21 protein-coding genes and 1 tRNA gene are annotated in these 23173 nt (G+C 65.0%); 12 read left to right on the top strand and 10 right to left on the bottom strand.

All coding sequences use genetic code 11. From position 1 onward, the window contains the following. The 3 genes from ABFD92_10205 to arsM are packed head-to-tail and all read left to right on the top strand — an operon-like array spanning position 1 to position 2438. Positions 1–450: an arsenate reductase ArsC gene (locus ABFD92_10205; protein MEN6504902.1), complete on the top strand. Its 450-nt coding sequence runs from the start codon at positions 1–3 to the stop codon at positions 448–450. Then, positions 447–1637: an ACR3 family arsenite efflux transporter gene (arsB, locus tag ABFD92_10210; protein MEN6504903.1), complete on the top strand. Its 1191-nt coding sequence runs from the start codon at positions 447–449 to the stop codon at positions 1635–1637. The genes ABFD92_10205 and arsB overlap by 4 nt, the downstream gene beginning before the upstream one ends. Before the next feature lie 12 nt (positions 1638–1649). Then, on the top strand, positions 1650–2438 hold the full coding sequence (arsM, locus tag ABFD92_10215; protein MEN6504904.1) for an arsenite methyltransferase: 789 nt from the start codon (positions 1650–1652) through the stop codon (positions 2436–2438). A 9-nt stretch (positions 2439–2447) separates the two neighbouring features. Here the strand turns inward: arsM and ABFD92_10220 are convergent, their stop codons facing one another. Both ABFD92_10220 and ABFD92_10225 read right to left on the bottom strand, forming a co-directional pair. Beyond that, positions 2448–3680, bottom strand: a complete 1233-nt coding sequence (locus ABFD92_10220; GenBank protein MEN6504905.1) for an MFS transporter — start codon at positions 3678–3680, stop codon at positions 2448–2450. Between the two features lie 138 nt (positions 3681–3818). Further along, the gene (locus tag ABFD92_10225; protein MEN6504906.1) at positions 3819–4946 is read right to left on the bottom strand and encodes a uroporphyrinogen decarboxylase family protein; all 1128 of its coding nucleotides are present in this window, start codon (positions 4944–4946) and stop codon (positions 3819–3821) included. A gap of 201 nt (positions 4947–5147) precedes the next feature. Between ABFD92_10225 and ABFD92_10230 the strand changes: the two genes are divergently transcribed. Next, positions 5148–6200 carry a hypothetical protein gene (locus tag ABFD92_10230; protein MEN6504907.1) on the top strand — a complete coding sequence of 351 codons (1053 nt, stop codon included), beginning with the start codon at positions 5148–5150 and terminating at the stop codon, positions 6198–6200. A 168-nt stretch (positions 6201–6368) separates the two neighbouring features. On the opposite strand, the gene nadB is transcribed toward ABFD92_10230, so the two are convergent. Both nadB and ABFD92_10240 read right to left on the bottom strand, forming a co-directional pair. Next, on the bottom strand, positions 6369–8009 hold the full coding sequence (gene nadB, locus ABFD92_10235; protein MEN6504908.1) for an L-aspartate oxidase: 1641 nt from the start codon (positions 8007–8009) through the stop codon (positions 6369–6371). Between the two features lie 33 nt (positions 8010–8042). Continuing rightward, on the bottom strand, positions 8043–8546 hold the full coding sequence (locus ABFD92_10240; GenBank protein ID MEN6504909.1) for a hypothetical protein: 504 nt from the start codon (positions 8544–8546) through the stop codon (positions 8043–8045). Between the two features lie 114 nt (positions 8547–8660). Between ABFD92_10240 and ABFD92_10245 the strand changes: the two genes are divergently transcribed. Beyond that, entirely contained in the window at positions 8661–9044 is a 384-nt protein-coding gene (locus ABFD92_10245) for a response regulator (GenBank protein ID MEN6504910.1), read from the top strand. Between the two features lie 239 nt (positions 9045–9283). Here the strand turns inward: ABFD92_10245 and ABFD92_10250 are convergent, their stop codons facing one another. Further along, the gene (locus tag ABFD92_10250) at positions 9284–11227 is read right to left on the bottom strand and encodes an ATP-binding protein (protein ID MEN6504911.1); all 1944 of its coding nucleotides are present in this window, start codon (positions 11225–11227) and stop codon (positions 9284–9286) included. Positions 11228–11369: 142 nt separating this feature from the next. On the opposite strand from ABFD92_10250, the gene ABFD92_10255 reads away from it, so the two are divergent. The 6 genes from ABFD92_10255 to mutY all read left to right on the top strand — a co-directional run bounded on the left by ABFD92_10255 (position 11370) and on the right by mutY (position 17129). After that, complete coding sequence (locus tag ABFD92_10255) at positions 11370–12440, top strand: M42 family metallopeptidase (protein MEN6504912.1); 1071 nt, start codon at positions 11370–11372, stop codon at positions 12438–12440. 113 nt (positions 12441–12553) lie between these two features. Then, a tRNA-Leu gene (locus ABFD92_10260) sits at positions 12554–12637 on the top strand. A gap of 87 nt (positions 12638–12724) precedes the next feature. After that, positions 12725–13621: a diaminopimelate epimerase gene (gene dapF, locus ABFD92_10265; protein ID MEN6504913.1), complete on the top strand. Its 897-nt coding sequence runs from the start codon at positions 12725–12727 to the stop codon at positions 13619–13621. Between the two features lie 91 nt (positions 13622–13712). Next, complete coding sequence (locus tag ABFD92_10270; GenBank protein ID MEN6504914.1) at positions 13713–15359, top strand: hypothetical protein; 1647 nt, start codon at positions 13713–13715, stop codon at positions 15357–15359. Continuing rightward, positions 15359–15982, top strand: coding sequence for a class I SAM-dependent methyltransferase (locus ABFD92_10275; protein MEN6504915.1), 624 nt, complete (start codon positions 15359–15361; stop codon positions 15980–15982). The genes ABFD92_10270 and ABFD92_10275 overlap by 1 nt, the downstream gene beginning before the upstream one ends. Beyond that, on the top strand, positions 15975–17129 hold the full coding sequence (mutY, locus tag ABFD92_10280; GenBank protein ID MEN6504916.1) for an A/G-specific adenine glycosylase: 1155 nt from the start codon (positions 15975–15977) through the stop codon (positions 17127–17129). Before ABFD92_10275 ends, mutY begins: the two co-directional genes overlap by 8 nt. On the opposite strand, the gene speB is transcribed toward mutY, so the two are convergent. After that, positions 17123–17998 (bottom strand): agmatinase, encoded by an 876-nt coding sequence (speB, locus tag ABFD92_10285; protein ID MEN6504917.1) that lies wholly within the window; start codon positions 17996–17998, stop codon positions 17123–17125. The genes mutY and speB overlap by 7 nt on opposite strands. A gap of 195 nt (positions 17999–18193) precedes the next feature. On the opposite strand from speB, the gene ABFD92_10290 reads away from it, so the two are divergent. After that, the gene (locus ABFD92_10290; protein ID MEN6504918.1) at positions 18194–19003 is read left to right on the top strand and encodes an alpha/beta fold hydrolase; all 810 of its coding nucleotides are present in this window, start codon (positions 18194–18196) and stop codon (positions 19001–19003) included. A 109-nt stretch (positions 19004–19112) separates the two neighbouring features. On the opposite strand, the gene ABFD92_10295 is transcribed toward ABFD92_10290, so the two are convergent. From ABFD92_10295 to ABFD92_10310, 4 genes are all read right to left on the bottom strand, one after another. Then, the gene (locus tag ABFD92_10295; GenBank protein ID MEN6504919.1) at positions 19113–20228 is read right to left on the bottom strand and encodes a deoxyhypusine synthase family protein; all 1116 of its coding nucleotides are present in this window, start codon (positions 20226–20228) and stop codon (positions 19113–19115) included. A 19-nt stretch (positions 20229–20247) separates the two neighbouring features. Next, complete coding sequence (locus tag ABFD92_10300) at positions 20248–20799, bottom strand: arginine decarboxylase, pyruvoyl-dependent (protein MEN6504920.1); 552 nt, start codon at positions 20797–20799, stop codon at positions 20248–20250. 330 nt (positions 20800–21129) lie between these two features. After that, a complete protein-coding gene (locus tag ABFD92_10305) occupies positions 21130–22308 on the bottom strand; it encodes a sialate O-acetylesterase (protein MEN6504921.1) in 1179 nt (392 codons plus the stop codon). A 52-nt stretch (positions 22309–22360) separates the two neighbouring features. After that, entirely contained in the window at positions 22361–22939 is a 579-nt protein-coding gene (locus tag ABFD92_10310) for a hydrolase (GenBank protein MEN6504922.1), read from the bottom strand. Positions 22940–23173 lie beyond the last annotated feature (234 nt).

Below are 23173 nucleotides of genomic sequence, written 5' to 3' on the forward strand. Positions count from 1 at the left end.
ATGGCCGGCAAACTCAAAGTCCTGTTCCTCTGCACCGGCAATTCCTGCCGCAGCCAGATGGCCGAGGGCTGGGCCAGGCATCTGCGCGGCGATGCCATTGAGGCCCACTCGGCCGGAATCGTAGCGCATGGACTCAACCCACAGGCCGCTGCAGTAATGGCCGAGGCGGGCGTCGACATCTCCGACCATCGCTCCAAGACGCTGGCGGAGGTAATGGACGTGCCGTTTGACTACGTCGTAACCGTCTGCGCCAACGCCAACGAAACCTGCCCGGTCTTCCCCGGCCGGGCCAAGGTGGTGCATGTAGGGTTCGACGACCCTCCGAAGCTGGCTAAAAACGCCAAGACCGAGGAGGAGGCTCTGGCCCACTATCGCCGCGTGCGCGACGAGATCCGCGCGTACGTCGAAACATTGCCGCAGTCGCTTTCACGAGGACCGGACAGACCATGAACGCCAAAGGCCTGAGCATTTTCGAGCGATATCTCACGCTGTGCATTCTGCTTTGCATCGCCGGCGGGATCGTCCTGGGCAGCGCGGCCCCGGGCTTGGCCAAGTCGCTTGACGCGATGGCTGTCTATGTCGACGGCGCCCCGGTCGTCAGCATCCCCATCGCCATCGCCCTGTTCTTCATGATGTATCCGATCATGGTGAAGATCGACTTCGCGCAGGTCATCAAGGCCGGCAAGAGCATCAAGCCCGTCGGCCTGACGCTGCTGATCAACTGGGCGATCAAGCCCTTCACCATGTACACCATCGCCGTGTTCTTCCTGGGGACGCTGTTCTACGGTTTCATCGGGCCCGATGCCGTTGACCTCGTCAAGATGCCCCTGGGAATGGACCTGCCCGTAGGCGCGACGCACGGGGCCGGAACGGTCGTTCTGCACGAGGGCGTCAAGATGCTCCAGGTGCCCCTGTGGCGAAGCTATCTCGCCGGATGCATCCTGCTGGGAATCGCCCCCTGCACCGCCATGGTCCTGGTCTGGGGATATCTGGCCAAGGGCAACGACGGCCACACGCTGGTGATGGTGGCGATCAACTCTCTGACGATGCTCTTGCTGTATGGTCCGCTGGGCGGGTTCCTGCTGGGGGTGGGGTCGCTGCCGGTGCCCTGGCAGGCCCTGCTGCTGTCGATCGCGATCTACGTCGCCCTGCCGCTGGCGGCCGGCTACGCCTCGCGCCGGTGGATCATCCAGGCCAAGGGGCGCCAGTGGTTCGAGCAGAAGTTCCTGCACGTTCTGACGCCCATCACGATCATCGCGCTGCTGGCGACGCTGGTGCTGTTGTTCTCATTCAAGGGCCGCACGATCCTGAATGACCCGCTGACGATCGTCTGGATCGCGGTGCCCCTGTTTCTCCAGACGGTGCTGATCTTCGCTTTGGGGTATGGCCTGGCCAGGCTGCTCAAGTTCAATTACGCAGACGCGGCCCCCTCGGCGATGATCGGGGCGTCCAATCACTTCGAGGTCGCCATCGCCACCGCGACGATCCTGTTTGGCCTGTCAAGCGGGGCGGCCCTGGCGACGGTGGTCGGCGTGCTGATCGAAGTGCCCGTCATGCTCATGCTCGTCAAGATATGTCTGCGAACGCAGAACTGGTTTCATAACACAACACCCACAGCCGCCCGTGCGGCTGCTTAAGGAACCCGTGCCATGACAACACCCGAAGACACTCATGAACTGGTGAAGAAGGCTTACGGCCAGGTCGCTGCGGGTCAGCAGTCATGCTGCTGCGACTCTGCGGCCGCCGATTCCGCATCCTGCTGCAGTAAGGGCGCCTACGTCGTTCCGGACCATCCGGTTCCCGAGTCGGAGTTGGGGCTTTCGTGCGGCAATCCGCTGGCGTTTGGCCACATCGGGCCCGGCGACGTGGTGCTGGACCTCGGCAGCGGAGCGGGCAAGGATGTCTTCCTGGCCGCGCAGAAAGTCGGCGACGCCGGCCGTGCGATCGGCGTGGACATGACGCCCGAGATGCTGCAGCTTGCCCGCAAAAACGCGGTGAAGTTTTTCACGACAACGGGCCTGGCCAATGTCGAATTCCGCCAGGGGCAGATCGAGGAGCTTCCGGTCGAAGATGCCTCCGTCGACGTGGTGATCTCCAACTGCGTGATCAATCTTTCGCCCGACAAACCGCAGGTGTTCCGCGAGGTCCATCGCGTGCTCAAACCCGGCGGGCGAATGATCGTCAGCGACATCGTGCTCAACAAGCCCCTGCCCCAGGCAGCCTTGGACGACGCCGGACTCTATGCCGCCTGCATCGCCGGCGCGCTGCTGCGGAAGGATTACTTGCAGGCGATCCGTGACGCGGGGTTTGACCGGGTAGAAATCCTCAGCGACCACACTTATCAGGCGTCCGGCGCCTGCGACGATCCGATAGCCGCCCCCAACGCCGATGCCCTGGCAGGCGCGGCCGCGTCGATCACAGTGCTGGCGACCAAATAGCGAGAGTCTTCATTCCGGGTCGCCGATGAAGACCTCGGCCGGCCGCTGGTCCTGCGCGGCGCCGCGTGGGCGGCGCACGAAACGCACAACGGCCGCGGCTGTTCCCAGGGCAAAAAGGGCCGCCCCCACCGCGAAGGCGATGTCCGGCGACTCCATTTTCTCCAGCAGCGACCAGATCAGCAGCGGACCGGTCGCCGAGCCGAAGTCGGCCGCCGTGGCGTAAGCGGCAAAGGCCCGCGAGCCGAATCGCCCCGCCTCGGCCGACAGAACCACATGCAGCGCCGTCGTGCATACGAAGAACAGCACCACCAGCGCCAGCAGTGCGGCGATGGACGGTCCGGTTGCCGCCGCCATCAGCACAAGCATTCCGGCGAGAAAGAAGACCACCGTGCCCAGGCGGTGTCCCATGCGGTCCTGCATGGCCCCCAGCGTGGGGGCGCCGAGAATATTGATGACATACTGCACCGCCAGCATCGCGCCGGTCACGGTAGCCACGCCGATCGCCCATGGCCCCAAGTCAAGATGCTCGCCCACGGCCTTCTTGAGCACGTGGCCCAGCGACGAGGTGATGACGCCCGAGGCCACGCAGCCGACCACGAACCCGCAGATCAGCAGCCAGAGGCTGTTGTCGGCGCGGGCGGTGTTGGCGGAGGCGTGGAACGCCGAATGCCCGTCCAGCCCCCGCCGCGCCACGACGGCCGGAACCGCCGCCGCCAGCGATAGCACTCCCAGAAGCACCATCGCCGGCGAGAAGCCCATCGCGTCGAACAGCAGCGCCCCGCCAAGCAGGCCAGCCGTCGAACCCAGGCGGCTGACGCCGTCATAGAAGCCCATGATCTTTCCCGATCGCCCCGGGGGCGAGGCATCCATCGTCGTCATGATGCCCACCTGGCGAATGCACGACCAGCACAGCCCCCACAGAATCCTCGCCGCCAGCAGCGCCGCGAAGACCGGCCAGGCTCCGTAGCTGATCGTCAGCAGCGCCCCCAGCACCAGCGCGCCGGTCAGCACCCACGTGGGGCTGAAACGTCGCGTCAGACGCTCGGCCAGATGGTTCGTCAGCAGGCGGATCCACCGATTGGCCGACAACAGGATGCCCACCTGAAACTTGCGCAACCCCAGGGAATCGAAGTACGTCGGCAGCACCGAGTACAGCGCCTGGTCGCCCAGCAGCGAGATCGCCGTGGCGACGGCCACCAGGATCACAGACCGATGCGGCCGAGGTTTTGCGTTGTCACTCATATTCAGGCGAGGTTATCAGGCGAGGGTGCCGTGGCGCGCAGTGCCACAGGCCCGGAGAGCCACGATCCCTGAACTTGCGGCCTTGCTGTCACATCGTGGCTGTCGGGCTAAAGCCCTCCCGCCACGGCACCCGATGCGCTACTTCGGAATCCCGAAGAGCTTTTCCTTCAGGTCGAGGTAGTACAGATAATCGTCGGGCTTGACGTTGGGCGGGCAGCGGTGGTCGCAGAACGGGATGTACCCGCCGCGGGCCACGTACGGGATAAGCGACTCAAGGTACTTCTTGATCGCGGCCTTGCCGTGGCCGAGCTGGATCTTGTCCACCCCGCCCATCAGGCGCAGGTCCTTGCCGTATTCGTCGAGCAGCTCGCCGGGGTGGCAGCAGCTCTGCACTTCGTACGGGAACATGCAGTTGATGCCGCCCTCCATGAACAGCTTGAGGATCGGCCGCACGTCGCCGTCACAGTCGGTGTACCACAGGTCGATCCCGTGTTTTTTCAGCTTGGCGTCGATGCGCTTGTAGCGCGGCATGACGACGTTGCGGAAGAAGTCCACCGAGACGATCGGCCCGTGATTGAAGCAGATGTCTTCCCAGCCGCTGGCGTAGTCGAAGTCGATGTGCCCGAGCACCTGGTCGAGCATGTTCTCGACAAGCTGGCATCTCACTTCGACCATGTCCTCGACCATCTCCGGATAGTCATAGCACGCGTACGCCAGGCCTTCGAAGGTCAGCATGTCGCGCACGCGGCCGATCATCGACCCGCACGAAATCCCCAGCGGGTACGTGCGGTCTTTGGGGAAGGATTTCTTGAGAGCTTCGACGTCCATCTTGCGGACCGGGTCGTCCAGGCGGAACTTCTCTTCCTTGACCTTTTTCCAATCGTCGGCCGTCTTGATCGACGAGCCGATGCAGTGCGGAATCGTGCTGTGGCCGTCCTTGGGCACTTCGCAGATGAGGCCGTTGCCGTCACGGATGACGCGTTTGTCGGCCGTCTCCTCGAGCACCTGGTACTCGAAGCCCGGATGCAGGTCACAGTGCCCGCCGATGCAGCCGATGGGGTCGAAGCTGAAGAACGCGTTGGCCTGCCCCTCGTGGGTGATGCCGTTCTTGACGAACAGGTCCCACTCGGTGTAGTTCTCCTGCCAATAACCGAACTCCATGTTGAACGAGCGGTCGAAGGGCTTGTAGTGCATCTGGGCGTTGAAGCGCTCGCGGTCGGTCATCGAGCCCTTCCATCGCGGGCGGATCGGTTTAATTTCGCTCATGGTAGTCTCCTGAGATCGAGGTCCGTCTAAAGTACCCGCCCGGCGGCGTAATTCAACTACTAATCAATAGGGTGGCATGGCGACACGCGCCAGCGGGTCGCCATGGGACGGGGAGTGCGGGTCCTTGTTGTCCCTGCCGTCCTTGAGGTCCTTTTCTGCATGCCATGGCATTGTCATCGCCGCGGGATTATCTTGTGCCTCATGAAGACATTCACCTGCCAATGCGGAGCGACCACGCAGGTCGCTGACGATCATCAGGGCGACTGGGTGCGATGCAGCGGGTGCGGGCGGCCGGTCCCCCTCAATGAGACGGTCGATCCCGTCGAGGCGCTGCGGCGGCGGCTTCGCGACGACCGCTATGACAGCCGCCTGAAATGGACCGGCCTGGTGCTGGGGGGCTTGATGCTGCTGACGGCGGTGCTGCCATTTCGGAGCGGCCAGTGGAGCAATTCGTTCATCTGGCAGGTCTTGAACGGATCGGGGTGGCTGGTGCTGCTGATCGGCACGTGGGCGGCCGCCCTGGCGGCGGTGCTGGCGGGCAAGTTGCTCAAGCCGCTTCCGCGGGCGTGGGCGTACCTGGCGCTGGGCGTCATCCTGCTGGCATTGGCAGCGGCTCCGGTCGCAGGGGCAGCGCTGAGCGGCGAGGCTGCTGTCGAAACGTCCATCGGCGATCGGGCCAATCCGCAGCCGCTGGGCCTGCTGGAATCGCTGGTGCCGTGGTCGATCTTCGTCGGCGGGCTGTGCATGCTGATCCTGATGCCCGTTGGTCACATCCGCCTTCATGTCACGCCCGGGCCGTTCATGCGGGCGGTGGAACTGGTGGCCGGTCTGGGGCTGCTGGCGGGTTTTGGATTCCTGGCGGTTCGCCTGGGGATGCTGCTGGCCGACTCGGCCGGCGCGGGCGCCCAGCAGGTCCCCGGCACGACCGTCTTCATCGACCTCCAGTCGGTGCTGACGGGCGCCATTGGCGTGATCGGGTTTGCAGCCTTGGGCGGCCTGGCAGCCGTGCTCGATGCCCTCTTCCTCCGCCGCCACGCCTCGTCGGGAATGACGATCCTGACGCCGATCTACTTCCTGCTGGTCGTGCTGGCGGGCCTGCTGCTGATCCTGCCCTGGAAACTCGCCGGAGCCGACCTGGCGCTGATCTGCACCCACGTCCTGCTGCTGGGAGTCATCCGCCCCCTGCTGGCGGTGTACGGCCTGGCGGCGGTGGTGGTGCTGACGCGATGGCGGCGGTTGGAGCGGCAGAGTTAGCGGCGGGGCTTGCCCCGCGCGTTCGAGATGGAAGAACCCGTCGAGCAAACTCGACCTCTGATATTCTTTGCCTTCTCCCCGAACAACCGCGTCGAGCAAGCTCGACCGCTAACATGGAAGCACCGGCGCACACCCCCAAAGATGGCGGTGATCATCCACCCATCCAGCTCATTCCACCACGAGCTGGTGTTCGCTGCGGCGGACGCGCTGGCGGCGGGCCCAGGACTGGTCGGTCGTCGGGAAGTCTTCGCGGTAGTGTACGCCGCGGGTTTCGGTGCGGCGCAGGGCGCACTCGCCGATGAGGTACGCGGCCGTCAGCATGTTCTGGATTTCCCACCCCGCCGGGTCCACGAACTCTTTGTCCAGCACGTAGCGGCCCCAGAAGGCGATGATCTCGAGCGTCTCGCTGAGCCGCTGCCCCTCGCGGCGGATGCCGACATTGCGCCACATCAGCGACCGTAGCGAATTGCGGATGTCCGTCAGGTCCAGTTCCGTGCGGTGCGATTCGTATTTGGGCCAAACGATGTCTTTGTAGACGATGTTCTTGCCTGAACCCGCGGCCTCGGCGGCTGCCAGTTCGCCGGCGAGCTTTCCTGAGACCAGCACCTCGATGAGGCTGTTGGACGCCAGGCGATTGGCGCCGTGGAGTCCGGTGCTGGAGGCCTCGCCGATGACCAGCAGCCCGCCGACGGACGTTCGTCCGCTGATGTCGGCCTGCACGCCGCCGATCATGTAGTGGGCGGCAGGATGCACGGGGATCACTTCGGTGGCGGGATCTATTCCGAAGGCCCGCACCTGCTGGTCGATGGAGGGAAAGTCGGCGGCGAAGGTCTTGATGTGCCGCACGTCGAGAAACACATGCGAGGCGCCGATCCGGGCACAATGGTCGACGATGGCGCGTGAGACCACGTCGCGCGGGGCCAGATCGCCCATCGGGTGGTAGTCCTTCATGAAGCGCGTCCCGTCGCGGTCGACCAGCATCCCGCCTTCGCCGCGGACGGCTTCGGAGATCAGCGACCGCGACCCGCCGGCGATGTACAGCGTCGTCGGGTGGAACTGCATCATCTCGGCGTCGGCGATGACCGCCCCGGCGCGGAACGCCAGGCCGATCGAGTCGGCCGTGGCGGTCGGCGGGTTGGACGTCTCTCGCCACAGCATGCCCGCCCCGCCGGCGGCGAGGATGACGTACCCGGCGCGGATGATCTGCAGACCGTACCGCGGGTGGTACGTCAGGGCGCCCACGCACGTGGCGCCGCTGCCGCCGCAGGGCGGGTCGGTCAGCAGGTCGATCACGAAACAGTTTTCGAAAATCTTCAGGTTGCCGCACTGCCGGGCCTTGGCGTGCAGCGTGCGGTACAGGGCCAGGCCGGTTGCGTCACCGTTGGCATGCACGATCCGGTGGGCGCGGTGCCCGCCCTCACGGCGCAACTCGAACGTCTCGCCAGCCATGTCGAACGGGCAGCCCCACTCACTCATCTGCATGACCTGGGCCCGCGCGGCGTTGACCACCTGCTCGACCACGCCGGCGTCGCAAAGCCCGCAGCCGGTGGCGAGGGTATCCTCGATGTGGTGCTGCAGGGAGTCGGCCGGATCGATCACCGCGGCCATTCCGCCCTGGGCGTGATAGGTGTTGGAGGCGGCGATATCGCCCTTGGTGGCCAGGATGACCTGGGCGGTCTGGGCGGCTTCGATGCCGGCTCGCAGACCGGCGCCGCCGGCCCCGACGATCAGCACGTCGGTGAAGATGTGCGGCAGGCGGCGCGACTCAAAGCTCAGCAGGTAGCGGCGGCGTAAATAGGCGTTATCCATGATGGTCGGCGCAGGCCCGCGCGGGCGGCAGCGCTACTCCTCCCGCTGGCGGACTTCACGAATTTTGCGGCGAAGATAATTCCGTTCCGTGGGCAGGCCGGCGCTATCCCACTCGGCGGTGATCGCCGAGGCCAGAGCGGCATTGTGGCGCTTGAGACTCTCCAGGGCTTCGTAATCGGGCGAACCCTGCGGAGCCCTGAGGAAGGCGTCGTGGCAATCGACGCTGAACAGATACCCGCCCTCGTTGGGCGTGCGGGAGATGCGCAGCTTCATGTGCGGGTACTGGCTGTTGCCCAGTCGCAGGGCGAAGGATCGCACCTGTTCCAGCGGCGCGTTGACGGGCACCGGCTCGACAACGCTTCGCGAGAGCCACTGCGGCGGGTCGAACTCCGCCGGCGGGACGAGGTCCGCCACTGCCGCCGGCGCGCTGCCGTTGTACGCGTGGGTCAGGTAGATGTCCACGGCGCGGCGGATCACGGCCGGCGGCGGAAGTTGCGGGGCGGGCGCGGCGGCCTCGTTGTCTGTGCTTTCGGGCATAAAACTATTGAACCAGCGGCTTTTGAGGGTACCCTTGCGTAATTCCAGTGGTTATACTAATCAATGTTAGCTGGCGATGCCAGCTTTTCAGGCTTGATCGGAGAAGACCAGCCCATGGTTGACCGTCCGGTTGTAATGGTTGTCGAGGACGACGAGGAGATGAACCAGCTCCAGCGCGAGTTGCTGGGGTTGTACGGCCTCGACGCGGTGGCTGCCTACACGGGCATCCAGGCCCTGGAGGTCAGCGCCCGCTGCCCCACCGACGCCGTCCTGCTCGACGTCATGCTGCCGGAAATGGACGGCTTCGAAACCTGCAAACGCCTGCGCCTGCGACAGGGCGTCAGGCTGCCAATCGTGATGGTGACGGCCCTGGACAGCGAAGACTGCCGCCGCCAAGGCCTCGAAGCCGGCGCCGACGCCTACTTCGCCAAACCCTTCGACCCCGACGAAGTCGTTCAAACCCTTCGCAATCTCATCGACCGCAGCACGGAGAAGTGATCTCGCCGACCGACGGGGACGGGGACGGGGAGTGCGGGAGTACGCGGATTTAGGGGATTAAGAGGATTAAAGCAAGGACGGGGACGGGAAGCGTTTCTTTCGTCCTCGTCGTCGTCCTCGTCGTCGGTTGTTTCTTCAGAGCCCGGGGACGCGAAGACGGGGCTTTTCTGTTTCTTTGTTTCTTTCGCCCCTTGTTTCGAATTTCGATTTTCGCATTTTGGATTTCCCGCGTGACGAAGTCACGCGGGAGTCGTCGGCCGCAGTGAACTGGCGGGGCGCTCGAGGGGAATCGTCACGGTGAAGGTGCTGCCCTGGGGGCCGGTGGTCACATGCACGTCGCCGCCGTGGAGCTCGACGAAATATTTCACGATCGTCAGGCCCAGGCCCATGCCGCGTTTCTGGTAGCCGGACTGTCCGGAGGAATGTTTCATCACGTCGCCGGTGCTGAAGAAGCTGTCAAAGATGTGCGGCAGGTCCGCCTCGGCGATGCCGGGGCCCTGGTCGGTCACCTTGATCGAGAGATACCCGCCCAGTTGCATCCCCGCCGAGACGCGCACCGCCCCGCCGTCGGGCGTGAACTTGATGGCGTTCATCACGAGGTTTTCGAGCACATCGTGCAGCTTGTCCCGGTCGGCCTGAACGACCGACACGTCGTCGCCGACCTTGATCTCCAGGGTCTGGCCGCGCTGCTCGATGAAGGGCTGGCTTTCGGCGCGGGCCTGCTCGATCAGGTCGCGCACGTCGACGTCGCTGTAGTGTACGCCCTCGCTGTAGCGCTGGCCGGGCATGATCTTGAAGATCGAGCGGATCGTCTCGTTGAGCCGCCGCGCGCGGTTGGCGATGGCGTGCAGGGCCTCCTTGATGCGCTGCGGGTCGTTGCTGTCCTGCAGCAGGCGGTCCAGCCCGATCATGTAGCTCACGGGCGTTCGCAGCTCGTGCCCGGCGATTCGGATGAAGTTGGTCTTCATCTCGTTGGCTTCGCGAAGGGCCTGGTGCGACTCTTGCACGTGCTGCACCATCCGGTTGAAATCATCCACCAGGTCGTTGATCTCGTCGGGCCCCAGCAGCCGCCGCCCGCCCGGCTCGGACGCCACGCGGTACGTCAGATCGCCCTCGGCCACGCGACGTGTGGCGGCTTCCAGGTGCCGGATGCGCCGCACGATGCTTCGGTCCGCCAGCAGATACCCCACCAGAAACAGCGCCACGATGACCAGCGTCCCCAAGGCCGCCAGCGCGACGGTCAGGCGGCTCATGCCGCCCAGAGCCTGCGACAGCGGCACCTGCGCCACCAACATCCAGCGGGGCATGAGGACCTTATCCTGCCCCACGCTGACCAGCGGTTCGACAGGCTCATACGCCTGCAGCAGCCCATTGTCGTTGACGCGCCAGCCGCCCGACTTGGCGCCGGAAAGCACCGCATCCCACTGAAGAACTTCCGGGCTGGGTCGCGGGGCGGCAGTGGCGGCCGTAATCACACCGCGTCCGCCCTCGTTGCGCACCAGGAGCATCATGGCCTCGGTCGGCTCTGCGCGGGCGATCTGGTTGAGCCAGCGGTTCACGTCGATGACCATTCTCGCCACCCCCACCACCTTCTGCCCCGAGCGGATCGGCACGGAGATGGTCACGCCGCCGATTCGCGCCAGCACGTCCGGTGCAGCGTCGCTGAAAAATACCTGCCCGTTCCCGGAATTGAAGGTTTCGCGCCACCAGGTTTCGTCGCCCTGATAAAAGTCCGTCGTCTTGCCGGTGGCGGCCACCAACTGCCCGTGCCGGTCCGTCAGAATAATTTCGACGATGCTGGGGTCGGCGTCGATGATTTCGCCCGCCGTCTTGGCGGCAGGATGCGCCAGGACTTTCTTCATCGCCGGATTATCTTCGGCAAGGCGCGGCCAGCGGTTGTCCAGTTGGGCCAGTTCCTCGTCGCGGCGTTTCGGACCGCGTGCGAGGGCATCGTTTACGCCAGAATCATGTTCGAAAATGGCCACGAGCAGCTCGACGTTCTTGCGAAGCGACAACCGCAGTTCACCCGCCGCCAGGCCGGCCGATCCCTGCATGGATCGCCCCAGGACCTGCGTCTGCAGTCGCGAGCCTCCGATGATGATCGTCAACAGCGACACCAGCAGCGGCACGAGCACCACCGTCGCCAGCAGAGCGATCATCTTGGTCCGGATTCCGAATTTCATCGAGTGCCAGGCGCCTTACGAGCCGGGTGGCCGCCGCGTCCAATGATAAAGCCGCCTGCAGACACGCCCTTGCGTGGCCGCCGCGACACGACTACCCTTGTTAACCCTATATACTACGTTAACATCACTAAAGGAATCGACCATGCGGAAGGAATCACTGGAGTTTCTTAAGCAGCTTTTGACCACGCCCTCGCCCAGCGGCTTCGAGTCGGCCATCCAGAAGATCTGGTGCGACTACGCCAGGGGCTTCGCCGACGAGGTGATCACCGACAGCTACGGCAATGCAGTGGCGGTGCTGAACGGCGACGGCGACCCGAAAGTCATGATCGACGGTCACGCCGACGAACTGGGCCTTATGATCAAGCACATCGACGACAAGGGTTTCATCTACTTCCAGCGCATCGGCGGGTTCGACACCGGCGTGCTGCGCAGCAAACGCGTGAATATCCATACCGAGAAAGGGATCGTCCGCGGCGTCATCGGCGCCACGGCCATCCACCTGCAGGAACGCGACAAGGAACCCAAGGTTCCCAAGATGCACGAGCTGTTCATCGACATCGGGGCCAAGGACGGCAAGACCGCCAAGGCGCGCGTGTCCGTGGGCGACCCGATCACCTTCATCGACGACTTCGAGATGATCAGCAAGGACCTGTGCATCGCCCGCGGGCTCGATAACCGCGTGGGGTGCTGGGCAAGCATCGAGGCCCTGCGCATCGCCAGCGCGCACAAGGGCAGCCTCAAGTGCGCCCTCTACGCCACCAGCAGCGTTCAGGAAGAGGTCGGCTGTTTCGGGGCGGCGATGACGGCTTTCAACATCAATCCGCACGTCGCCATCGCCATCGACGTCACGCACGCCACGGACACGCCGGGCATCGACGTCAAGCAGCACGGCGAGGTGAAGCTCGGCGGCGGGCCCACGGTGAGCCTGGGGCGCGAGAACCACCCGGTGCTGGTGTCGCGGTTGCGCAAGATCGCCAGGACTCACAAGATCAACCTGCAGATCGAGACGTTCTCGACCACCGGCGGGACCGACGCGATGGCGATCTTCAACAAGCAGGGCGGGATCCCCTCGGCGATCGTCGGCATCCCCAACCGCTACATGCATACCACCGTCGAACTGGTCCACCTGCCCGACCTGCTCAACGTGGCCAATCTGCTGGCGGCCTTCGCCCTGGACATTAAGTCCGGCGAGCGGTTCAAGGTGCAGATCTAGCGGATGGCTTGGATCTGGTAAGTTTTTGCCGCCGTTGCCAAAGCGGCGCGGTACAATATTTCGGGTAATGAAGCGTTGACTTTTCGGCGGCTATCATTACTCTATGCTCTCCCGCGGCCGTGGCGGAATTGGCAGACGCGCAGGCTTCAGGTGCCTGTGGCCTTATGGTCATGGAGGTTCGACTCCTCTCGGCCGCAGTGGGAAGACGGGTCCTTGGCATAATCGCCGACGGACCCGTTTTTTTTGCTGCCTTGAAAGCGCCCGGTGCGCCTATAGTGATGGTCATGAACGCCCGATTTGACTTTTTCAAACTTTCCGGCAGCGGCAACGACTTTATCTGTATCGACAACCGCACCGGTTGGCTCGATGGCGTTATCCGCGACTGCCCGCGCGCCGAGCGGTTCGCACGGGAGATGTGCAGCCGCGGGTTCGGCGTCGGCGCCGATGGGCTGGTGATCGCCATCCAGCCGGCTGTGGGTGGGGTCGCCAAGATCGGGGCGCTGTTCTTCGAGCCTGACGGATCGCAGTCGGAACTGTGCGGAAACGGCACAGGATGCTTCATCCGCTGCACCCTGGAAAACGGCTGGGCGGAGGGACCGGAGGTTTCGGTGCTGACGTCGGCCGGGGTCGTGCTGGGCAAGGCCGTCGACGACCCGTACATCCGCGTGTGCATTCCGCTGCCCGATCATACAGCCTCCGACGTGTCGGTGAAGGTGGGCGAAACGAACATCGCATGCGACGTGGCCGTCACCGGCGTGCCCCACGCGATCACCTACGTCGACGATGTCGACCTCGTGGACATGCCCCATCTGGGTCCGCTGCTGCGGCGCCACCCGGACTTCGGTCCGCGCGGCATCAACGCCAATTTCGTCCAGGTCCTCGAGCCCGGGCGCCTGGCCTTGCGGACCTGGGAATTCGGCGTCGAGGGCGAGACCCTCGCCTGCGGGACCGGCGCCGCGGCCGCGGCGATCATGGCCGTGAAGCGCTTCGGATGGGACGGTCCCATCCGCCGCGGCGAGCAGCCGGTGCTCGTCCAAAGCCGCGGCGGCGACGTGCTGCGGGTGTACAGCACCTTCAATGACGCCGGTTCAGTCGTCGACCTCTGCGTAGACACGGTTGTGCGCCAACTGTATCGCGGCCGAACCGATCCGGCGCTGGTGGCGCGGGCGATCGGAACATAAGGAAAAGTTAGCGGCGGGGCTTGCCCCGCGCGTCGCCTCCGGTCGGTCAACAACCGCGCGGAGCAAGCTCCGCCACTAACCTCCAGGAAACATGATCCCCTTCAGCATCGACCAGAACTGCCACAGCCTCTGGGACGTGATTCCCAAGCTGCAGGCGCTGTCGCGCCACGGCATGAAGGCCCGCCATTTCGTCGAGGACATCGACGTGGCCTTTGCCGCCCTGGGCGCCCACGCCGGAAGCGGGCGGCTGTTCCTGGCCCGCGAGCGATACTATCGCGGCGGCGGCGCCGACTGGGGGGCGGCGATGTTCTATCAGCCCTTCCTGGCCCCGCTGAGCGTGGACGTGCAGGCATGGGAGCCGTACACGGGCATGACGACGGCCGCCTTGGCCCGCAGGCTCCATTGCACCGTCGACGACCTCTACAACCGCCACTCGCCCGGCGGGGCATGGCAGCTCATCGGTCCCAGCTATGTCGACCCGCGCGGGCAATACCACCGCGTCATCGGCGACCTGGGCCTGGCCGAAACTCGCGACTTCCTCCACCAGCTCATGGACCAGGCCCGCCGCGACATGCACCAGACCTTTCCCGCCCGCCCCTGTCGCTGCCGGATCGATCAGTGGTTCGACGATGAGGACGCACTCGTCAACGATCTCGAACATCGCTGCAGCGGCGGAACATTGACCGATCTGTATCGGCTCTGGCTGGAGGAAAAACTCGACGGCGTCGCTGACGTCGGCGTCACATCGTCGCTGTTCGCCTGCGGCCACAACCTGCACGGGCGCGAGCTGCTGGAGCTGTTCACGACCTCGTACGAGCGTGCGGCCGATATCTACAATCGCGCCGTTCACGAGTCGCAGGTGGGTCTGCATGCCCTGCGCGTTTCGGAGGGGGAACTGCCGCTGTTCGCCTGCCTCGAACACGACCATCGCCAGGTGCGCGTCAACATGCATCTGCAGGACGGTCAACTGCTCGTCGGCGACAAACGCTGCCCCCTTGCCGCCGGCGGCCGCCTGCCGCTGGAGTCCCTGTGCGAGATGGGCGTGCAGGCGCTTGCGGGCAAGGCGGCGGTGCTGGTCTGCCAGGTCCGCGCCGGCGAAGGCGGCGGGCCGCTGGCCCTGCCCCACCAAGGATCGCTCTATATGCCCGCCGCCCACCTGCTCATGCGAAAGTTGCGGGCCGACGGGCTCTACGATCGGCCGCTGGCGCCGGTGATGCGCGTGCGACTGCGACTGCTCGACCGCATCGGCGGTCTGAATCAGCCCCTTCACCTGCCGCCCCACATGGCGGCGGCCTTTGGCGAGGATGAGATTTCCTGCCGCCAGTTCGCCCAGGGATACGGCCCGCTGGCCGATGAGGCGCGGCGGCGACTGGAATCGTTCAAGACCCCGCAAGGGCGCCAGGCATGGACGGCCGAAGCGATGCCCGAGATCGGCCGCGAGATCGAAGACATCGAGCGTCGCCGGCGCGAGTTGGCCGCTCGCGGCGCGCCGCCCGAGGAGCTTCGCCCGTTGTGGAAGACCATGAAGGAGCTCCAGGACAAGGTGCTGATCGCCCTGGTCGAGCAGATCGCCGTGGACTGGCAGGTGCGCGATGTGGGTTACTATGACTCGCGCGGCGCGATGCTGCCCTGGGCTGTCGCATTGGGCGGAATCGAGTTCTACAATAGCCTCCTGGAACAGGCGGAGATATCGCTGGAGAATGACGACGATCCTCCGCAGGGCGAGGCCTCAGGATAATGAACGGTGCTGAAAAGAAAAAACGCATCCTCTCACACTACGATCCTCGCGTGAAGGACGGGCGCGAAGGGTTTGAGGTGGCCGACTGGGCCGATGCCCGATCGCAGCATGCGCGATTTGACGTGCTGATTGCTCACGTGCCGCTGGCGGGCAAGAGCCTGCTCGACGTCGGCTGCGGCGTCGGCGACCTGTACGCCCTGCTGCAGGCGCGCGGCCTCGACGTGCGGTACGCCGGCGTCGACCTCAGCGCCAAGGTGATCGAAGCCGCTCGCGAGCGGTTCGCCGGCAAGGCCGATTTCCGCGTGGCCGACGTGTTCGACGATCCAGGAAATGCCCCCGCCGGTTACGACGTGACGTTCGCCTCGGGCACGTTCAACCTGACCCTCGGCGACAACCTCGCCTTCCTGGCCCACGCGGCCAGGCGGTTGGTGGAACTCGCCCACGAGGCCGCCGTGTTCAACTTCCTCGACGACCGCGCCACCCATCGCGTGGATTACTGCCACTACTACAACCTCGACGACGTGCAGCCGATCCTCGACGCCCTGCCCTGCCGCACGACGATCGTACGCGACTACCTGCCCCACGACACCACTGTGATCTGCTGGAAAGAGCCCCGTGGCTAAGAACCCCCTGACGATCCCCCGGTGCCATGGCGGGCGTCCCTCACCCGCCATGTCCCCGCCCGTCACGACTCTGCGCCGGCGGATCCTGGCCTGGTATGCCGCCGCGGCTCGCGACCTGCCCTGGCGCGCCACGCGCGACCCGTACCGCATCTGGGTCAGCGAGATCATGCTCCAGCAGACGCAGGTCGACACCGTCATCCCCTACTACCGCCGGTTCCTGCGGGCGTTCCCGACGCTCAAAGCCCTGGCCGCCGCGGACATCGACGACGTTTTGAAATGCTGGGAACACCTGGGCTATTACGCCCGCGCGCGAAATCTGCATAAGGCCGCCGGCGTCATCCTGCACGACCACGGCGGGCATCTGCCAATGACCGCTGAGGGTCTGGCCGCCCTGCCCGGCGTCGGGCGATACACCGCAGCCGCCATCGCCAGCATCGCCTTCGGCCAGGACGCCGCCGCACTCGACGGCAACATCCGCCGGGTGCTGTGCCGGCTCTTTCGCGTCCAGGCCAACCCGCGCGACGGCAAAACGCAGCAGCAATTATGGGCCTTGGCGGCAGACTTGCTCCCGAGCGGCCAAGCGGGCAATTTCAACCAGGCGTTGATGGACCTGGGCGCGACGATCTGCACGCCCCGCAGCCCGAGATGCGCCCGCTGCCCCGTCACGCTCCACTGCCAGGCCCGGCTGCACAAGCAGCAGAACGAACTGCCCAAAGCGGTGAAGAAGACGCCCGTCCCCCACTATCGCGTCGCCGTCGGGGTTATTCACGGCAAGGCGGCAAATGCCGGCCGCATCCTTATGGCCAAGCGCAAGGCCGACGCCCTGCTGGGCGGTCTGTGGGAGTTCCCCGGCGGCAAGATCAATCGCGGCGAATCCGCGGCCGAAGCGGCCAAGCGCGAGATCGCAGAAGAGATCGGCATTAACGTGAAGGTTGGCGAACGTGCCGCGCTGGTCCGCCACGCGTACTCGCATTTCCGCGTGACGATCGAAGCCTTCCACTGCAAGCACGTCTCGGGCAAGCCCCGCGCGATCGCATGCGACAAAATCCGCTGGCTGCGCCCGCAAGACATCCGCCGCCTGGCGATTCCCAAAGCCAGCGACAAGATTCTCGCCGCACTCAAACCATCGGCCGGATCACTTCAGTGACCATGAAGGCTGGTGTAGGCGATCAGCTTGTACGCCAGCCGTGCCGCCACGAACTCGGTAACGGGATTGCCCTCCAGCGGCGCTACCTCGACGACGTCCGCCGCCAGCACCTGGCGGTGCGTGCAAACCTCTCGCAGCAGCGCGGTGATCTGGAACCAGTTCAATCCGCCCGGCTCGGGCGTACCGGTGCCGGGGGCAAACGCCGGGTCCAGCCCGTCGATGTCGATGGTGACGTACACCTTGGGACCCAGCAGCGCCAAGGCCCGCTCGATCCAGCGCGGATCGGAATGGATGATCGCCGGCGTGATGAAGTTGGCCGCCTCGGCGGGGCACTGCTCGAACTCCTCGCGGCTGAGGCTTCGAATGCCCACCTGGCAGATGCGCGGCGTCATCTCCATCACGCGGCGCATGACCGACGCGTGCGAGTGCTTGCTGCCCTCGTAGCTGTCGCGCAAGTCCGCGTGGGCGTCGATCTGCAGCACGCTGACAGGGCCGTGCTTCTCGATCACGGCTTGGACCATCGGCGCCGTGACGCTGTGCTCGCCGCCCAGGCCCAGCAGGAACTTGCCCTCGCCCACGATCGCCGCGGCGGCGGCGTACACAGCCTTCATCTGGGCTGCCGGCGTGCGGCGGGGCGCCACCGGCGGATACGTCGCCACACCGGCGTGGAAAAACTCGGCCTTGAGCTCCTCGTCAAAGAGCTCCACCGCCGCCGAGGCGTCGATGATGGCCGCGGGGCCCTCGGCCGTCCCCGTGCCGTAGGAAACCGTGCCCTCGTACGGCACGGGCAGGACGCCATAGCGGGCGGAAGCGGGGTTGCTGTATTTGGCGGGCAGGTCCAGGAAGTTGGGGCGTTTTCGTTTGCTCATGTTTTTCTCGCAATTTCGGCCATTTTAGCCGCCGAGTCATGCAGGGCAAGATCAATCGCCCTACGATGACACAGACGGAAAGACAAAGTGCAAGCATCCTGAGGCAAGATGAAGAATTTGTGATGTTTGCATGCACTTTGCCGCCTGCGCAATCTTATGGTCCCTCCGGAGTCGGGCATATTCGGAGGTTGGACAATGTTGCGTGTCACGTTGCGGCATGTCGGGTTGTTCACGATCGCCTGCGGGCTGCTGATCGCCGGCGGGTGCGACGGTGAAGGGCTGATCGTCAGCCGCCAGCATCTCGACGAAGGACTGGTGATTGTTCTGCCCGGGATCGACGGCGGCGGGTTTCGGAATCTCGCCATCGCCGACGCTCTCAAAGAGCAAAACGTCCCGGCGGCGGTGGAGATCTGGGACTGGACCAGCCCGTTGGGACCGCTGTTCAACCAGACGGCGATGGACGCCAACCGCGCCCGTGCGGCCGACCTGGCCCGGCGCATCGCCCGATATCACAAGGAATACCCCAACGGCCAGGTGTACTTGATCGGCCACAGCGGCGGAACAGCCATTGCCGCCTGGGCGGCCGAGTGCCTCGCCGCCGAGCAGATCGCGCTGGGCGGCATTGTGATGCTCGGTTCGTCGCTGTCGCCGGGGTACGACCTGTCGACGGCCCTGCAAGCCACTCGTAGCGGCATCGTGAACTTCTACTCGCCCGGCGACGGCGTTCTGGGCGGGGCCGTCAGCATGGTCGGCACCATGGACCGCGTCAACACCGCCGGCGCCGGCAAGGTAGGCTTCGATTCGCGCGGCGACGGCGACAAGCTCGTCCAGGTTCCCTGGACCGGCGAGATGGCAGCGGCGGGCAACTACGGCGATCACTTCTCGTGCTGCAACGGAAAGTTCATCGCCTCATATGTGGCGCCGCTGATCACGCGGTGGAACCAATCGACTTTGGCGACGGCTTCGCCGGCGCCCGTTCCACAGCCGACCGTCGCAGGACAATAAAGAAAGGAGGGCCGAACTCTGGAGTGCGGCGGCCCTTAGCCACCGCTTTGGCGGGTGTTCGACTGTGAGAAACTACCCAAAGCGGCAGCTAAGGCTGCCGCACTCCATATTATTTCGTCTTCAGCGAGGCCAGCGTGTCGCCGTCCCAAGTGTACTTGAGGCGCGGCCGCGCGGGCGCGGGGAAGCGGTCGAACGCGTACGCCGCCAGCAGCGGCAGCGAGACGCTGGGCTCGACCCAGGCCATCGCGAAGTTCGCACGCCCGGCGATCTTGCCCCACGACTGCGCCTCGCCCAGCGTCGAGCTGGACAGGCCGCCATCGGCCGTCACGGCCGTCGTCACCTGCAGGGCATAATCGTGACCGCGGTCGAGGCCGAAGATGTAGCCCATCACGATCGAGTCATTGATGTAGTTCTTCGGCACGCCGCCGGCGACATAGATCGCCGCGGTCTTCTTACTCTGCACCACGATCTGCACCAGCTCGTAATTGTCGCGGATCGAGTTGATCGAGAAGGGCTGGCGCTTGCCCTGCTTGGCGCGATAGTACGCGTCGGTCAGGCCGATGCCGATGGACGAATCGTTGATCGCCGGGCAGAAGATCGGCACGCCCAGCTTGTGGCACTGGTAGACGATCGACTCTTCGTCGTCGAGCTTGGAGCCCAGGAAGTCCAGGTACGCGCGGCTGGAATACTCGCCCGCGGGCAGCTCGTCGCTGACGCGGCCGCACCACTTGTCGGTCTCCCAGAATTTTTCTTCGTCTACATAAGTGTCGTAGATGCGATCGATCAGCAGCGACCGCAGCTCGACGTCGTCAGCCGCCGGCGTGCCCTTGTAGTGACGGAAGCCCCGGGCCTGGTAGATGTCCTGGTACAGAATCGCCCCGGTCGAGACGACCACGTCGACATATCCGCCGACGACCAGGTCGCGGATCACGCGCCGCAGCCCCGCGGCGATCAGCGGACCGGCCAGGCCCAGCAGCACCGTCGGGCGGGCCTTGTCTTCATACATGCCCTTGAGCACTTCGGCGCAGCGCCCGATGTTGCGGGCCTGGATCGACATGCCGCTCATCGACTCGACCAGGTCTGCCGCACGCATCCCCTTGCCCACCTGCACCTGCTCGATGGGCTTGGCGAGGATCTTCTTTTTGGCCTTGTGCTGCGAGGACGTCAGACCCTCCACCGGCGCCTCGGCCTGGGGCTTGGACGAACTCTTCTTGCGTGACGCCATGAGCGTGAGCCCTTTCTGCCTACAGGATGAATACCGCCGCGGCCAGCACCGTCGTCCAGAGACGGTCTTCGCCGCCCTCTGCCGTCTCGACACTGTACTGCGAACGCACGATCTTGCCCGACATCTTGTAGATTTCGCGGCGTTTGTCGTATCCGGTTTCCGGGTCGAACTCGATGCCCAGCGTGGTGGCCAGCATGGTCGCAGCCATATCCTCGACGAGGTCGGCCATTTCTTTCTTGCGCATGCCCGCGCAATGGTGTTCGCTGATGTAGCCGTAGTGGTCGCGGTTGGCCGGTTGGGCCAGCCCGACGCCGGCGCCGATCAGGCGCGAGGGCTCATTGGTCGATTCCTCGGACAGCACCACAAAGGCCACCTGTCCGGGCACCAGTTGGGAGACGCCCTTGGCCTTGGTGATGATCTGGCATCGCGGCGGCAGGATGCTCGAGACTCGCACCAGGTTGCACTCGGCGATCCCCGCGTCGCGAAGCGCCAGCTCGAAGCTCTGCAGCTTGTTGCGATGTTTGCCCGTGCCTTTAGTGAAGAACACTCGTTTCGGTACCAGGAGGCTCATTGATGAGGTCTCCCTTCTGTTTGTGGACCGGTGCGTTGGCCGGTCCGGTGACTTTTCTGACCCATTACAGCCCGTTTCGATTCATTAGTACGCCGTATCCATCGAACGGTTGGCGGATTGTAAAGCAGATATCCCCGCCCTACAACACCGTGCGCAAAATCCTGTTGTGTGGCACGGGCGTCCCGCCCGTGCTCTTTCTGTGTGGCATGGGCGTCCCGCTCATGCTCCCCGTCCCTGAACAGTCAGGGACACGCACAACGGAGTTGTGCGTGGCACCCATCGGCCCGTGCCCTTCTTCTCTGCATGGGAGAGACGCCCACGCCCACAAAACTATTTCTTGCGAGTTTTGGCCGCGGCCTTGGCAAGGAACGAGCACAGCGGCATATCCGCCTTGTCGGTCAGCGTGCAGACCGGCTGAATGCCCAGGCCGTACGCCACCTGTACGTCGCTCTCAGGTTCGCGGCTGAGCAGCAGCGAAATGCTGTCATCGTCGTGCGCGGCGGCCTCGACCACGATCACCGGGTTGCGAAGCTCAGGCCGCGGGAACCGCACCACAAAGCCCGGGATATTGTGCCTGACGCTCCAGCCGCCGCTGACGCCGTCAAATCGCAAACGCAGGGCATTGCGCCCTCCGACGGCCGTGACCATCGGCTCGATACGCTTGACGACTGGACCGCCGGCGATATTGGGCAGTTCCGTCAGCTTCAGCGCCAGCCGCGCCATGCGTTTACCCAGGCGGATCAGTCCCGGCGTGTCGATGTGGATGATGTCGGCCATCGAAAGATCGACCGACGTGGTGACCGCCGTGTGCGGTACGCGTCGCGGCAGGGTGCCCAGCGCCTCGCGCACCAGGTCCCAGCTATGCCAGTTGCCCTCGCGGCCGGGGCTCTCCAGGACGCGCCCGATCTGCACCGCCACCACCGGCAGGCGGGGCATCTTCAGATCCTTGCGGACCGCCGCGATCCATGCATCGAACCGATCCGCGTATGTGCGGGCCTGGTCTGCCGAGGTCGCGTCGGAGCAGCCTTGATACCACAGAATCCCGCGCAGGTTTCCGCCAGCCTTGGCGATGCGCTGCAGCATCGCGCCGTAGAGGCTGTGCCCGCCCTTGTTCTTCAGCGCCGGGCTCCACTGGTCCAGGCTCGTGCCGCCGTGGGCGCAGGCGATCAGCCCGATAGGCCTGCCCAGCGCATCGGCCATCGCCTTGCCGAAAGACATGCCCAGCCCCGCGCCGCTCTTGCGATTGCGGTCTTCCTCTTCGGCGAGTTGCTTATTGGTCATCTTCTTCTGGTGCGGCGCCACCCACGGGCGGATCATCTCGTAGTGTACCGGCGTGAAGCTTTCCCAGAAGCGGTGCAGCGGCTCGGCCGCCACTTCCCACTTGCCCGCGCTGGTGAAGTTCCAGACGCGCTCGTCGGGCTGCTCGCACCCGTCGAGCCATCCGCAGCCCTGCATGTTCGACTGCCCAGCCAGAACCCAAACGTCAATGTCCTTCGGTCGCTTTGCCACAAGATCGCTCCTAAGTAGCACGGGCTCACCCGCAAGATTTTTTGCCAGGGGGTTATTGTCCCTTCAGTCCCAGCGCCTCTGCCGCGCCGCGCATCGCGGCGATCACGTCGGCGATCAGTTCATCCACGCCCACGCCCATCATCGCGGCGCCTTTCTCGATCACGCTGCGGTCCACCCCGGCGGCGAAGTTCTTTTCCTTCCACTTCTTCTTCACCGACTTGACCTCCAGGTCCAGGATGCTCTTGCTGGGGCGCACCAAGGCTGAGGCCGAAACCAGGCCGGTCAGTTCATCCACGGCGAAGAGCGTCTTCTCCATGTCGGTCAGCGGCTCGACGTCGCTGCACGCGCCCCACCCGTGCGAGACTGCGGCGCGAATCCACTCCGCCGGCCAGTCCCGCTGCTGGAGAATCTCGCGGGTCTTGCTGCAATGCTCTTGGGGGAACTGCTCGAAGTCCAGGTCGTGAATGAGCCCGACGATGCCCCACTGCTCCTCCTCGCCGCCGCGCTTGGCTGCCAGGTGGCGCATCACCGCCTCGACGGCCAGGGCGTGTTTGATCGCCTTGTCGGTTTTGTTGAACTGGCACAGCAGGGCAAAGGCATCGTCTCGCGTGGGCCTCACGGATGTCTCCATTACCCCCCGGGCATAGCGCCGCGTCTGGTTCCGTCGTCGCGGGGGGTGGCAAATATGCTATCCGCGCCTGGCCCGGGGTGCAACACGCACAAGTATCGATCGGCGAATTTGCCTTGGCGATTCTGAATCGTATGGTTCGTTCGGAAGACAGTGAGGACAACGCCCAGCCGCCGGCGTGACGGCAGGGCGCAACCGGAGAAGAACAGGAGTGTCGCCGCCCGACGGCTCGCGGGC

This window comes from Planctomycetaceae bacterium (assembly GCA_039680605.1).
Classification (GTDB): Bacteria; Planctomycetota; Phycisphaerae; order SM23-33; family SM23-33; genus JAJFUU01.